Genomic DNA, 13,863 nt, shown 5'->3' with positions numbered 1-13,863 from the left:
CCCAGGCTCTCCCACGGGCTTGGGGTCCCAAAGGTGCAACGGTCTTCCATCCGCCACCGCAACAGGCAGTACTACGCCAATAGCGGGTAAAGGGAAGTTACAAAGGTGCCGGCAGGCGGATGAGGGGGCCGCTCGGCACGACGCTTCTTCACTCTTTTCGTCGCGAACGACCGAAGACGTCTGGCTTGGTAGGGCTATCGGTCACTCGCGCATCTCTACCTCACGAACAATATGATCAGCGGCCCTGCAAGCAGGCTGGCGAGGATGAAGGCGGAGAGGAGATAGGTTTCAAGGATTCGGAGGATGGATTTGAGGCGGGTTATCTTTGATATCCTGCATTGTGCTGCCTGATCCTCGGTAGCAACAATTGCAGCAGCATGACCGGCTGCCTTTCAAGTTCCGCAATGTTGCTGCAACCCTTGCGGCCGAAACAGGGGCGCAAGGGGTGGTGGGGCGATGCGGATTCTGCTGATTGAGGATGAGAAGGAGCTGGCCGAAGCGCTGACTGTGGCGCTCGGCAAGCATGGGATCGTCACCGATCACACGGTGCATCTGGCCGATGCCGTGGAGCTCACACGGCAGAACCCCTATGACGCGATCCTGCTCGACCGGCGTCTGCCCGACGGCGAGGGGCTGCGCTTCATTCCGGAGCTGAGGCGCACCGGCAAGGATACGCCGATCATCGTGCTGACGGCGCTGAACGCGCCGAAGGAGCGGGTGGAAGGGCTCGATCTCGGCGCCGACGATTATCTCGGCAAGCCGTTTCTCGTCGAGGAGCTGATGGCGCGGCTGCGGGCCGTGCTGCGGCGGCCGCCGAACCTTTCCGAACTCAAGATCACCGCCGGGCGGATGGTGATCGATCCCCTGCATTTGAGCGTCACCGTCGGCGATACGCCGCTCGATCTGCCGCGGCGCGAGCTTCTGGTGCTCACCGCGCTCGCCAGGCGCAAGGAGAAGACCGTGCTACGCGCGACGCTCGAGGTGGCGGTTTACAATTACGAGGAAGAGATCCAGTCGAACGCGCTCGACGCCCATATATCGCGGCTGCGCAAGCGGCTTTCCGATGCCGGCGCGCAGGTTTCGATCCACAATATCCGCGGCGTCGGCTATCTCATGAAGGAAGAATAATGGGCGGGGCAGAAAACACCAATCCGTCGCTTTGGTGGCGGCTCAGCTGGCAGCTCAGCCTCGTCTTCGTCGGCGTGGTGACGGCCGTCACCATCGGGCTCTGCTTCTATGGCGCGGCGATCCTCTCTCCGAATGTCGCACTGGAAGATCACATCACCGAAGCGCTGGCTCCGGCCGCTGCGCTCGATGCCGAAGGACGGCTTGAGATAAGAGATACGCCGGAGCTCGAGGCGCTCAAGCGGCAGTATGACGGGCTTTGGTATGTGGCGGCGACGACGAACGGGTCTTTCGTTTCCTACGGGACCGTTCCTCCAGTCTATGCCGAGCTTGTGCGTCTGACCTATCTGTTCGAGGGGGCCGATATCAGGGGATCGGCCGGCACGGAGGAGATTGCCTCGGTGGAAAGCGTGGAGACCGCGATCGGCGAGCTCAGGGTTCTGTTCGGAGGCGTCGCCGACAAGGGCTGGCCTGTCATTACGCTGATGGGCGCCGTTTATCCGATCTATGGGCCGTTGCTCGCCATTGCCTTGCCCGCGGTCTTCCTCGCCGTTCCCAGGATCGTCGGACGGGGCCTTGCCAGCGTCAGCGAGGTTGCCCGCAAAGCCTCGGAGATCGAACCGCGCCGCTACGATGCGCGCCTGCCGCTGGACGGCATTCCAAGGGAGGTCGCGCCGCTGGTGATCGCCTTCAACGAGGCGCTCGGCCGGCTGGAAAACGAGTTCCGCAAGCGACAGCACTTCCTGATCGATGCCGCCCATGAGCTGAGGACGCCGATCGCGATCATGCAGACCAGGATCGACGGGACGGCTGAGGGGCAGGACCGCAGGCGGTTGCTCGACGACGTCGCGCGCCTGGCCGAGACGGCCGAACAGCTGCTCGATTTCGAGCGCAACGATCAGGCGAGCGATCTCCAGGAGACCGTCGATCTCGTCGAGATCGCCCGCAGTGTGGTCGCCGACCTTGCGCCGCTCGCGATCGGCGCCGGCTACCAGATCTCGTTTCAGAGCGAGGTCGAGAGCCTGAAACGCAAGGGCAGCCCTTCGGCGCTGCCGCGGGCCGTCAGCAATCTGGTGCGCAATGCCATCGACCATGGCGGCAACAGAGGGATGATCACGGTCTCGGTCTCGGATATAGCCGGCGGGCGGATCAGCGTCACCGACGAGGGGCCGGGCATTCCGGCCGAGCACAGGGAGCTGGTGTTCGAGCCTTTCTACCGCGTCACGCCGAAGAGCACCGGGGCCGGCCTCGGCCTCAGCCTCGTCAAGCAGATCGCCTTGAACCATGGCGGCGAGGTTCGCATCGCGAGCGCTGCCGCCGGAACCGAGGTGGCGATCCAACTCGGATGACGCCGGTTGTTTCCGGCAGCCGATGCTGCCGGAAACGATGTAATGCTGCGGCAATTCTTCGCCGCCAATTTCCCCGCACATTATCGGCGACGGAGGCCATCAGAGTGCACAGCAATCCTTTTATTTCATTTCTTTCAAGGGCTTCAAAAGCAGTGTCTTTGCCGCTGGCGCTGGCCGCGGCTGCGGCCGGGTGCAGCTCGGTCCCGCTCAAGGAGAGCGGGACACTCTCCACCTATTCCAATCTCGGCGCGCCGAAGGGCAAGCTTTCGAAATCGCGCGCCTATGTCGATGGCCTCAGTCTTGCCCCGATAAAGACGGTCGCCATCGAGCCGACGCGGTTCGGCTTCGCTGCGGCAAGCCGGATCAAATCGCCGGCCGACCGGGCGATGGTCTCGAACGCGCTCGACCGGGCGCTCTGCATTTCCCTGAGCGACCGGTATCAGATGGTGGCGGCAGGCGAGAGCGCGGACCTGACGATCCGCTCGATGGTCACCGACATCGTGCCGACCAACAAGACCATGGCGGGCGTTTCGACCGTCGTGACCGTCGGCACGGGCTTTGCGCTGCCGGTCGGCGTGCCGCGCCTGCCGGTTGGGCTCGGCGGGCTGGCGGTGGAAGCCGAGGCTGTCGACAAATCGGGCGCGCAGCGGGCGGCGATGGTGTGGGCGCGCGGGGCAAATTCACTGCAGAACAATCCGCGCGTTTCCGAGGTGGGCGATGCCTATGGCCTGGCTTCGAAGTTCAGCAGCGAATTTTCCCGCATGCTGATCGCAGGCAAGGAGCCGAAGGGGCTGGACCTTTCGCTTCCCTCGCGCCAGCGGATGAAATCCTGGCTCGGCGGCAAGCCGAGATACGTGGCCTGCGATACCTTCGGCCGCGAGCCCGGGCTGGTCGGCGCCGTTGCCGCCAAATATGGCGCGCCGCCGCAATGGACGGAAAAGAAGCCGAAGCCGGCCGCTGCTTATTGACCGCGTGCTCAGCCACACCCCGAGGCTGGGCTGACGGGACGGGCGGAGCCGGGATGGAAAAGCCTTGCTCCGTCCGTCCTTTGCGGGTGTTTTTCTCAGGCGTGTGACAGCAAAAGCCCCGCATCTTGATGCGGGGCTGGCTGTTGGGATTGTCATACCCGATCAGCGGCACTGACGGCGCGGGCCGTAATTTGGCTGATAGGTGTTGTCATAGGCGCGGTACGACCGATAGCGGGCGTAGCAATATTCGGCATGGGAGCTATAGCCACGCGAACCATAGGCTCGCGGTTGCGAGGCGATGATGCCGCCGATCAGAGCGCCGGCCGCCAGGCCGCCGATGATGGCCCCGGTATTGTCATGACGGTGATATCGCCGGTGATAGCGGCGATCCCAGCCGTAGCGGTCGTCACGATAGTAGTCGCGGTCGCGATAGTAGCTGCGGTCACGGTAGTAACGGCGATCGCTGTAATGTCTGCGCCTTTCACCATAGCGCGAGCAGACGATCGAGAACCTGCTGCAGCCGACGGTCATGATCCGGGCATCGTTATCCTCCGGCGCCGGCTGGGCCGCCGATTGCACCTGGCTCGGCACGAAGACCGGGCCTGCCGAAACCTGCGTTCCGGAGAAGGCCGTCGCTATCGACAGGGCAATGATGGCGAATCTGTTCATTTCACTTACCTTGCGTAAACGGATGTATCGAGGGCATAACGCGAGGGTAGGGATTTAGTTTCATTCTGGGAATGATGGAGGCATTTCTCGCCGAAATATTCGGCAGGAAGTTCAAATTGAAAGCAGTTGCTCAATTAGATCTTTATGGGCTTGCTGGTTCAATCCTGATGCAACGGCACTCCAGTGCGGAAGGATTATCATGCGGCTCTCCAGGCTTCTCGGCGTTCTCTGTCTCTCCACGACAGTGGCGCTTTCACCTCTCACCATTCTATCTACCGATCTCTCGCCTGCATTCGCCAAGGGCGGCAACGGAGGCGGCGGCGGTAACGGCGGCGGAGGAGGAGGCGGCGGCGGCAACGGCGGTGGCGGCGGCCATGGCGGCGGGAGCGGCAGCGGCAACAGCGGCGGAAGCCACGGCGGAGGCAGCGGCGGCAGCGGCAGCGGCAGCGGAAAGAGCAGCACCCACTCCAGCGGCAAGACCGAGAATGGCCGCAGCGCCAAGGGCGCCGGCAAAGCGGTCCAGACCGGCCAGGCCAGCAGGGCGAAGTCTGCCAAGCCGACCGTCAGCACGAAGGGCTCGGCCAAGAAGACGACCATCGCCTCGGCCCCTGCGGCAAAGTCGGCGAAGAAGCCAGCGGCCGAGCTTGCCAGTCTCAATTCACTCAAACGCAACTTCCATGCCCTGATGAACACGGCGGATCCACGCATGGCGGCGATCTCGGCATTCGCCACTGCCTATGCGCAGTACGAACTGGCCAACGGGGCTGCCCCGCCGGCCGACGATCCCGCTCTTGGCGACGCCGCGCTGGCGGCCGCGCTCGCTTCCGCTACCAAGACCGGCACGGTCAGCCCTGAGGCCCTAAGCTGGGCACAGGACGCACTCGGCGTCGGCACGGCGGTCGGCACGATTGACCAGATGCGGGAGACCATGGCGGTGCAGGCCCCGGCGGCGGAAACCCCTGCAGAGGGAACCGAAACCGAGACTAGCGATGCGGTCGAGGGCAGCGAGACGACAGATCCTACCGTGACCGCGGAAACGCCGGAAGCCGACACCGGCAGCGCCGAAGAGGTATCGGGAACGACCGAATCCACGCCGGCCATCGATCCGACTGAAACTTCGGCGTCGACGAGCGCGGAAACCACCGGCCTCTGATCTCACGTCTGGCATGACGTGCCCGATCAGCCTCGCTTGCCGCCGGCAAGCAGGCGAAGCTGGGTCTCGTCATGCACACCCTGCCGGTAAAGCTCGATGATGAGGGCGCCGAGACGATCGGCTTCCTCGCTTGACCTGTCGATATCCAGCCCGCTGCAAAGGGCTTCGTGGACACGCCTGCAAACAGCGAGGTCCTCCGAAGCGAGCGGTTCGTCACGCGTGCTGAACAGCTTGTCTGACATCGCCGTCTGCCCTTTTTCGATGCCGTGAATCGCTATTGCGAAAAAAGATAATTTCGCAAACCTTGCTTCGCAAGATGGGCGAACGTCTGAAATGAAAAACCACTGCAACGGTTCAAGATGTTGCAGCGCCCTATGCGTGTCCGAAAAAACACCCGGCGTTGAAATCGAGGCGTGCGAAGACGCGGGCGAGGGCATGGAGGTGGGCGGACTGACGGCATCAGCACGGATCTACCTGGTTGCCGGGTCCTTGCCGCCCTGCTGCGACAAGCGCAGTTCTTTCAGCCGCTTGGTCTTTTCCCGACGAGCCCGCTGCTCCGCCTCGATGGTTTCCTTGGCGGCTCGCTCGGTATTTTCGAAACGATCCTGCCGGTAAGCCTTTGATGAGGGTTCGCGTTCTCTTTTCATGGCCGCTAAACGCAAATCGGCGAAAACGGTTTCATGCGAAAGCCGTTTTACCGGAAAACGGCATGGCCGGCGGGCGCCTCGCCAGGCACCCGACGGCCTGGGTATCAGCCCTTGATGAAGGCGAAGATGTCGGGGTTTATGATATCGGCATGGGTGGTGCACATGCCGTGCGGGAGTTTCTCGTAGACCCTGAGCGTGGCGTTCTGCAGCAGCTTGGACGAGAGCAGGGCGGAAGCGGCGATCGGCACGATCTGGTCGTCGTCGCCATGCATGACGAGGGTCGGCACGGTGATGATCTTCAGATCCTCGGTGAAGTCGGTTTCCGAGAACACCTTGATTCCGTCGTAATGCGCCTTGGCGCCGCCCATCATGCCCTGGCGCCACCAATTGTTGATGATTGGTTCCGACACTTTCGCGTCCGGCCGGTTGAAGCCGTAAAACGGGCCGGCCGGCAGGTCGTGGTAGAACTGCGAGCGATTGGCGGCGAGCTGCTGGCGCAGGCCGTCGAAAACCTCGATCGGCAGACCGCCGGGATTGGCATCCGTCTTGACCATGAGCGGCGGCACGGCGCCGATGATGACGAGCTTGGCAACACGGCCCTGCGGCTGGCCGTGGCGAGCGACATAATGCGTCGCTTCGCCGCCGCCGGTGGAATGGCCGACATGAACGGTGTTCCTGAGATCGAGATGCTCGACGACAGCTGCGGCATCGGCGGCGTAATGATCCATGTCGTGGCCGTCGCCGACCTGGGTGGAGCGGCCGTGGCCGCGCCGATCATGGGCGACGACGCGGTAGCCCCTCTCGAGGAAGAACAACATCTGGGCATCCCAGTCGTCGGCGCTCAGCGGCCAGCCGTGGTGGAACATGATCGGCTGGGCGGTCTTCGGCCCCCAGTCCTTGTAAAAAATCTCGACGCCGTCCTTGGTTGTGACTGTGCTCATGTCATGACTCCTTGATTGGTTGGATTGGACTAAAACAGACCGTTGCAGGCGGGATCGACAAGGCCACTGGCAATCGTTACGCCAGGGGCCGGAGAACCGCGTCTGCGGGGATCAACATCGACTCAAGATAGGATGATGTGCTTATTGAGCACCTAGCTCTATTTTATTGATATGACAGATGTTTGATACTGCTTCGCGCTGCGAACATTCGTTTTATCCCCGGCATCTCGGTCGGGGCAAGCGGCCGAGATGCCGGCTGATGTCAGCAATGAGCCATTTTATTTCCAATCGTTCAATATATCTGTCGCGGTAGTTCGATATATCCGTTCGGCTAGGGTCGCGTTCCCTGTTGTTGTGCCGGGATTGCAGGCTGCGCTCGCGCTCACTTGAACGCGGATCGACGTCCAACCATCTATTTCTCTCGGAACAGCGCCATGGCGAACGATCGCAATCGCGATTGCTTGCCGGCGGCGGGACGGCCGTTGCTGCCGCCAGAGGATCAGATCATGGGCTACATGGATAAGGACATCGCCGCCGGGGATGACGGGGCGCTGATCGATGCCTATTCGCAATCGATCGCAGCCGCCGTCGACATGGTCGGGCCGGCGGTCAGCCGGATCGAGCGGGTCGGAGGCCGGCAGGGGCACGGGTCGGGCTTTGCCGTCTCGCCCGATGGCCTGATCGTCACCAACAGCCATGTCGTCGACGACGCCAAGCTCGTTCGCATCACGACGCCGGACGGATTCATCACCGAGGGGCGTGTGCTCGGCCGCGATATCGATACCGATATCGCCCTTGTTCGGACCAATGCGAGCACCGGGGCCTGGGCGAAGCTCGGCGATTCCCAGCGCCTGCGCAGGGGTCATATTGCGATCGCGATCGGAAACCCGCTGGGCTTCGAATGGACCGTCACTGCCGGCATCGTCTCGGCGCTCGGCCGCTCGATGCGGGCGGCAAGCGGCCGCCTGATGGAAGATGTCATCCAGACCGATGCCGCGCTTAATCCCGGCAACTCCGGCGGGCCGCTGGTGTCTTCGGGCGGCGAGATCATCGGGGTCAACACCGCCGTGATTCAGGGCGCGCAGAGCATCGCCTTTGCCGCGGCGTCGAATACGGCCAATTTCGTCGTCTCGGAAATCCTCCGCTACGGCCAGGTGCGGCGTGCTTTCATCGGGATTGCCGGCGACACGATCGTGCTGCCGCGCCGGGTGGCGCTTGCGGCGGGCACGGTGCAGACGACCTCCGTTCGCATCCGGCGTGTCGAGCCGGACGGGCCGGCGGCAAAGGGCGGGCTGCAGGAGGGTGATTACATCCTCGCCATCGACGCCAGCCCGGTCGGCGGCGTCGACGATATTGTCAGGCTGATGGATGGCAGCCGGATCGGCAGAGAAACGGAAATCCTGGTGTTCTCGGTGGCCGGACGGATCGAGAAGAAGATCTTGCTGTCGATGGCGCGGTCTTAAGCCGTGGGTGGCGACGAAGGCATAACGTTACGTCAGGCGCTGACCGCTTCCTGCTCCGTCCCGGAAAAATCCACGGCCGCGAAGGCCGCGGCCAGCACCTCCGGTCCGGCGCCGTTTTTTGCCGCGTCGGTGGAGAGGATCTGGCGGTAGCGCCGGGCGCCGGGCAGGCCGGTGAAAAGGCCGACCATGTGGCGGGCGACGTGCTGCAGCCGGCCGCCGCCGGCGATATGGCGCTCGGCATAGGCCATCATCCGCTTACAGAGCGCCGGCCAGTCAGGTTCTGCCGCCGGCGCGCCGAAGAAGCGGTGGTCGACGTCGGCAAGCACGGCCGCATTCTGGTAGGCCGCCCGGCCGAGCATGACGCCGTCGACATGGGCGAGGTGGCTCGCAGCCTCGTCCAGCGTGCGGATGCCGCCGTTGATGCCGATGACGACCTCGGGCCAGCGCTGTTTCATCCGGTAGACGATCTCGTAGTCGAGCGGCGGGATCTCGCGGTTCTCCTTCGGGCTGAGGCCCTTCAGCCAGGCCTTGCGCGCATGGATCCAGATCGCATCGGCGCCGGCATCGAGAACACGAGAGATAAGCGCGGGCAGGGCCTCTTCCGGCTCCTGCTCGTCGACGCCGATGCGGCATTTCACCGTCACCGGCACGGTCGCGACCGCCTTCATCGCCGCGACGCATGCGGCCACCGTCTCCGGCGTCAGCATCAGGCAGGCGCCGAAGGTGCCCGATTGCACGCGGTCGGAGGGGCAGCCGACATTAAGGTTGATCTCGTCATAGCCATAGGGTTCGGCGATCTTCACCGCCTCGGCAAGCTTGGCCGGATCCGATCCGCCGAGCTGCAGCGCCAGCGGATGTTCCGCCACGTCATGGCCGAGCAGCCGTTCGCGCGGGCCGTGGATGATCGCATCGGCGACCACCATCTCGGTATAGAGCAGCGCCTGGCGGCTGATCTGGCGGTGGAAATAGCGGCAATGCCTATCCGTCCAGTCGATCATCGGGGCGACCGCAAAAATCGGCCTTTTCTGCATCATCGACGTTTCTTGTTCCTTTGGTCGCAGGCTGCCGTGGCAGGGCGCCGCTCCTGCCGCGCGCCGGCGGATTATCGTAAAAGGCGCATATAACACCTGCCGATGCGATCGACAAATCGCCGCTGCCCGGAAACAGAAACGGCGCCCCTTGCGGAGCGCCGTCCATGCCGCAAAAAGCGGAAATCTGACTTACGAAGCCGAGATGTTGACGGCCTTCGGGCCCTTGCCCATGCGGTCCGGCTCGGTGTCGAAGGTAACCTGCTGGCCTTCGCGCAGCGACTGGATGCCAGAAGCCTGCAGCGCGGAGATGTGGACGAAAACGTCCTTTGCGCCGCCGTCCGGCGTGATGAAACCAAAACCCTTGTCCTGGTTGAAGAATTTTACGGTGCCTTTGGTGGCCATTGGGATCGTCCTTTTCCCTTAGTCTGTCTAGTATCCGCGCCCCCGAGAGGAAGCGGACGGCTTTAGCTTTCGCCCCGAATCGATGGGACGAAGGGTCAGTCGGAGAAGTCACGTACGGGGAAAGAACGTCTACGCAGGCGGGTATTCCCGCGTCTCCTTCCGTAACGGAAGGGATTGCCACATCAGTCCAGTCACCGGCATGCTAATGCCCGAGTAGGTGGATTCGTGCCATCATTTCGGTCAAAAGGCAAGCGCCATTATTGTGGCATGCCGCTTATCGTGACAGGAAATGCCGAAGATTCAGTTACTTGACGAAAAGTTGGCAGATGCTTGCACGGCTGTGCCATAGCGGGATCGGCGTGCCGAAACGGAACGAGGCGGTGCGCAGCAACCCTGCATTGCTCTTTGCTCGCGCTCGGTGCATGCGCTCTCTCTTTGCTGACATGCCGGGCACGCTTCTCTGACGAGCAGAAGAGGGGCAGCCCGCTTGGGTCTGCCGCCACCTACTGCGCATCCCCTAACAGCGCGGTCAGGCTCCAGGGAGCATCGCCTTTCTGATTGGCGATGTCGTCAACCTTCCAGCCGCCGTGTTCGCGCACCAAAGTATAGAAGAGCGTCACTTCCTCGCCGTTTTTGAACTGCACTTCCACCTCGGCCTTGTCGTCCAGCAGGATCGGCTGGCCGATCCGGACGTTGCTCGCTTCTCCGTCCTGGCCTGCAATGACAGGATCGAAATCGACCGCACCGACATCACCCTCCGGCGTGTTGTCGAGATCGGCCTGGAGAAGCTTGTTCAGGTGGTCGGAAAAGAAGATCGAATAGGGCGAGGGCGCCTCGGCATCGCTTCTATCGGTGTCGTAGCTGTAAAGCGCCTTGAGCAGCGCTTTCGGCGTTTTGTAGGTCTCCGCCGAGGCGGGCAGAGCCGCGAATGCCGAGACGGCAAGGGCGAGGATGAATGTGTGCAGACGCATGCGGCTCTCCTCGGATGGGTGGGGAATCATAGCCGAAACGGGCGTCGACGTGGAGCGGCATTTTCGGAGGCTACCGCATGGCCGCCGGCCTCGCCGTTTCCGGGCGGTGCCCGCGACGACCACCGGAAGAGTCTCACCGATGGGGCTTGCAAGACTGCTAGCCCCATCGCTGTTGAAAGCCGCCTACGACGCATCCCTGTGTCGGCGGCAACTGTCGTGCTAGATCAGCGCCTCATGCGCGAGGCTCGAAGACGACAGCTCGAAGACGTCCTTCACGGCCAGCGTGAAGTCGTGGCTGGTTGCGTTGCCGGCCGCGTCATAGGCTTCGGCGGTGAAGGTCAGGCTGTGGGTGCTTTCGTAGTCGATCGCCGCCTTGGTCTGGATCTTGTTGCCGACGAGCTTGAAGATGCCGTCGGCATTATCGGTCAGCCGCCACTTGACCACGCCGCCTTCCGGGTCGACGGCCGAGAGCAGGCCGACCGAGGTGCCGACCGCGACATTCTCGGAGATCGAGCTGCGCGAGAAGGCGAGCTTGATCGGCGCCTGGTTGGCGGGGGCCTCGTTGACGTCGAGGACGTTGATGGTGATGTCCTTCTCGACCGTGACCTTACCATCGGAGACGGCCACCTTGATCGTGTGCGACTTCGCCGTCTCGTAGTCCAGCGCCTTCGAGGTGACGACGCGATTGCCCTTCAGCCGGAAGTGATCGCCGGCGCCATCGATGAGCGTGTAGGTGAGGGCGTCACCATCGGCATCCTTGGCGCTGAGCAGGCCGACCGTCGTCCAGATCGGGGTGCTCTCGGAAAGGGCGGTTTTCGAGAGCTGGATATTGGTCGGTGCGGCGTTGTGATCGGCTGTGAACGTTCCCTTGGTGAAATCGTAGACGCCATCGGCAAAACGTGCGAACTCGACGTTGTTTAGCCGATCCGTCCCTTCCTTGGCGCTCGTCAGGAAGTGATCGCCGTTGTTCGTCGAGAAGGAATAGTTAGCGAAATTGCCGGAGAAGACCGCCGTGTCGATGCCGGCGCCGCCAAACAGCACGTCGTTGCCCGCGCCGCCTTCGAACCTGTCGTTGCCGTCAGTCCCGAAGAAATAGTCGTCGCCGCCGCCGGTCTTGACGTCCATGCCGAAGGCGCTGCCGAAAACATCGACGTGGCGGTTTGCCAGCTCGTCGGAGAGGTCGACATGGGCGCTGTCCGTCAATACCAAGGAGAGCACATCGCTCTCATAGCCCGGCTTGTCGTATATGACGATCTTGTCGAAGCTATCGAATTGGGCGGCCGAAGCGAAAACCTGGGCTCCTGCTGTTTCAAGAATTTCGACGTTTTTGATCGTGAATCCGGCAAGCCCGATGAACTCCTCTCCAGGGCCTAAAGTCGGCTCGATCACACGCAGCGTATCCGTGCCGGCGCCACCGTCGATCGTTCCGGAAAGCGCGGAAGAGTGTGACTGCAGGTTGATGGCATCATTGCCGTCGCCGGCGTCGATATCGAAGGCCTCAGGAGCGGTGGAAACATTGTCGCCGTCGGTGATTTTGTCATCGCCCGCGCCAGCCCGGATGACGTCATTTCCAGCGCCGCCGGAGATCTGGTCTTTGCCCGTGCCACTGTCGAAAATGTCGTTACCACCAGCGCCGGTCAATCGGTCATTGCCGCCGCCGGTCTTGACGTCGATGCCGAAGGCGGTGCCCTTGATGTCCGCCCCATGGTTTGCAAGTTCGTCGGAAAGATCGAGATGCGCGCTGTCGGTCAACGTCAGCTGGGCGAGGGGGTTGTTCTCGCCCTCCTTATTGACAATCTTGTTGAAGCTCTCGAACTGCGCGGCCGACCCGGAAACTATCGACCCCGCGGTTTCAAGAATTTCGACATTCTTGATCGTCAGGCCGGTAAGCCTGGAAGTCTGCAGCTTGTCGGTGCCGGCGCCGCCATCGATTATTCCAGAAAATGTGACAGCGTAGGTCTCCAAGTCGATGCTATCATTACCGTCACCCGCATCAATATCGAAGACTCCGGACTGTTCGATGGAAAAGACATCGCCATCGACGATTATATCGTCGCCCGTTCCGCCCCTGATGACGTCATTTCCGGCTCTACCGTAGATATAATCGTTGCCCTCACCACCGATCAGCAAGTCATTGCCATCCTTGCCGTCTAAGACATCATTTCCCGCGCCTGCGTTGAAAATGTCGTTGCCGTCCGTCCCGTAAAAGCGGTCTTCGCTGCTCCCGGTCGTAACGTCGATGCCCGAGACTCTGCCATAGATGTGTACTGTGCCGCTTGTCAGTTCGTCGGAGAGGTCGACATGGGAGCCATCTGTCAAGCTCATGGTGATGTCCATGCCTTGATATTGACCGACGATCTTGTCGAAGCTTTCAAGCTGTGCGGTCGATGCGAGCACAGTCTGTGGCCCGGTTTCGAGGATTTCGAAGTTCTTGATCGTCAGGCCCGTGATATCGGCGGCTTGCAGTTTGTCGGTGCCGGTGCCGCCGTCGACTGTTCCGGATACCGTAGTGAAGGTACCCTTCGATACAGCCACAGTGTCATTGCCAATACCGCCATCGATATTGAAAGTCTCAGGGACGTCCGAAAAAAAATCGCCATCAACAATTGTGTCGTCGCCCGCGCCACCCTTGATGACGTCATTGCCGAGGCCGCCGAACAGCCGGTCATTTCCGTCCCCACCATTCAGCGTGTCATTGCCGGTTCCACCATCGAGCAAATCGTCGCCGATTCCGCCGCTCAGCGTGTCTGCGCCGCCGCCACCCCGTATGGTGTCCTTGCCTGCGCCCGTTGTGATGACATTGGCACTTGCTGAGCCTGTCACCTCCGCGGAAATTGCTCCCAGCTCATCGGCGAGGTCTGCCGCGCCGGAACCCGAAACCTGAAGGGTGACCGCGGCGAGAGGATTCGCTTCGGAGTAGCGGATCACGTCGTAAGCTTCGAACTCGGCGCCGGTTTTAGTAATCGGTGCGCCGTTCGTATTCAGAACATTCAAGGCCATATTCAAACTTTCCAAAAGATGTGTTGCTCTCTGAAAGAGCGGATGACGGGACGGTGGCCTCATTCGGAGATTCGGCAGCCGTAAGTTGGAAGCTGCCAGCACTGGAGCGGTGCTGGTTTAAGCGGGGCGCGCGCCGACGCATTC

The 13,863-nt window shown here is 62.2% G+C and carries 13 protein-coding genes; 5 read left to right on the top strand and 8 right to left on the bottom strand.

What is annotated here, in order from left to right:
• The first annotated feature begins 456 nt into the window (after positions 1-456).
• The 3 genes from K6M89_RS15700 (at position 457) to K6M89_RS15690 (ending at position 3,442) form a co-directional block, all read left to right on the top strand.
• The gene (locus tag K6M89_RS15700; protein ID WP_222140061.1) at positions 457-1,128 is read left to right on the top strand and encodes a response regulator transcription factor; all 672 of its coding nucleotides are present in this window, start codon (positions 457-459) and stop codon (positions 1,126-1,128) included.
• Positions 1,128-2,474, top strand: coding sequence for a sensor histidine kinase (locus K6M89_RS15695; protein ID WP_222140060.1), 1,347 nt, complete (start codon positions 1,128-1,130; stop codon positions 2,472-2,474). The genes K6M89_RS15700 and K6M89_RS15695 overlap by 1 nt, the downstream gene beginning before the upstream one ends.
• Positions 2,475-2,578: 104 nt before the next feature.
• Entirely contained in the window at positions 2,579-3,442 is an 864-nt protein-coding gene (locus tag K6M89_RS15690) for a DUF3313 domain-containing protein (RefSeq protein ID WP_222140059.1), read from the top strand.
• 162 nt (positions 3,443-3,604) lie between these two features.
• Here K6M89_RS15690 and K6M89_RS15685 read toward each other — a convergent pair whose 3' ends face one another.
• The gene (locus K6M89_RS15685; RefSeq protein ID WP_222140058.1) at positions 3,605-4,111 is read right to left on the bottom strand and encodes a BA14K family protein; all 507 of its coding nucleotides are present in this window, start codon (positions 4,109-4,111) and stop codon (positions 3,605-3,607) included.
• Positions 4,112-4,310: 199 nt separating this feature from the next.
• Here K6M89_RS15685 and K6M89_RS15680 point away from each other — a divergent pair, with 199 nt between their 5' ends.
• A complete protein-coding gene (locus K6M89_RS15680; RefSeq protein ID WP_222140057.1) occupies positions 4,311-5,264 on the top strand; it encodes a prolipoprotein diacylglyceryl transferase in 954 nt (317 codons plus the stop codon).
• A 26-nt stretch (positions 5,265-5,290) separates the two neighbouring features.
• On the opposite strand, the gene K6M89_RS15675 is transcribed toward K6M89_RS15680, so the two are convergent.
• From K6M89_RS15675 to K6M89_RS15665, 3 genes are all read right to left on the bottom strand, one after another.
• Positions 5,291-5,506, bottom strand: a complete 216-nt coding sequence (locus K6M89_RS15675; RefSeq protein ID WP_010031346.1) for a hypothetical protein — start codon at positions 5,504-5,506, stop codon at positions 5,291-5,293.
• Between the two features lie 228 nt (positions 5,507-5,734).
• A complete protein-coding gene (locus tag K6M89_RS15670; protein WP_010031344.1) occupies positions 5,735-5,911 on the bottom strand; it encodes a hypothetical protein in 177 nt (58 codons plus the stop codon).
• Positions 5,912-6,015: 104 nt separating this feature from the next.
• A complete protein-coding gene (locus tag K6M89_RS15665) occupies positions 6,016-6,852 on the bottom strand; it encodes an alpha/beta fold hydrolase (RefSeq protein ID WP_097584323.1) in 837 nt (278 codons plus the stop codon).
• Positions 6,853-7,358: 506 nt separating this feature from the next.
• On the opposite strand from K6M89_RS15665, the gene K6M89_RS15660 reads away from it, so the two are divergent.
• Positions 7,359-8,315 (top strand): S1C family serine protease, encoded by a 957-nt coding sequence (locus K6M89_RS15660; RefSeq protein WP_222140069.1) that lies wholly within the window; start codon positions 7,359-7,361, stop codon positions 8,313-8,315.
• A 32-nt stretch (positions 8,316-8,347) separates the two neighbouring features.
• On the opposite strand, the gene dusA is transcribed toward K6M89_RS15660, so the two are convergent.
• The 4 genes from dusA to K6M89_RS15640 form a co-directional block, all read right to left on the bottom strand.
• Positions 8,348-9,349: a tRNA dihydrouridine(20/20a) synthase DusA gene (gene dusA, locus K6M89_RS15655; protein WP_222140056.1), complete on the bottom strand. Its 1,002-nt coding sequence runs from the start codon at positions 9,347-9,349 to the stop codon at positions 8,348-8,350.
• Between the two features lie 186 nt (positions 9,350-9,535).
• The gene (locus K6M89_RS15650) at positions 9,536-9,748 is read right to left on the bottom strand and encodes a cold-shock protein (RefSeq protein ID WP_003540801.1); all 213 of its coding nucleotides are present in this window, start codon (positions 9,746-9,748) and stop codon (positions 9,536-9,538) included.
• 503 nt (positions 9,749-10,251) lie between these two features.
• Entirely contained in the window at positions 10,252-10,719 is a 468-nt protein-coding gene (locus tag K6M89_RS15645) for a DUF3828 domain-containing protein (protein WP_222140055.1), read from the bottom strand.
• A gap of 219 nt (positions 10,720-10,938) precedes the next feature.
• On the bottom strand, positions 10,939-13,719 hold the full coding sequence (locus K6M89_RS15640; protein ID WP_222140054.1) for a metal-binding protein: 2,781 nt from the start codon (positions 13,717-13,719) through the stop codon (positions 10,939-10,941).
• Positions 13,720-13,863 lie beyond the last annotated feature (144 nt).

It is taken from the genome of Rhizobium croatiense, assembly GCF_019793465.1.
Taxonomy (GTDB): Bacteria; Pseudomonadota; Alphaproteobacteria; order Rhizobiales; family Rhizobiaceae; genus Rhizobium; species Rhizobium croatiense.
Note: the sequence above shows the minus strand (reverse complement) of the source record. Positions and strands in the feature narration are given on the sequence as shown.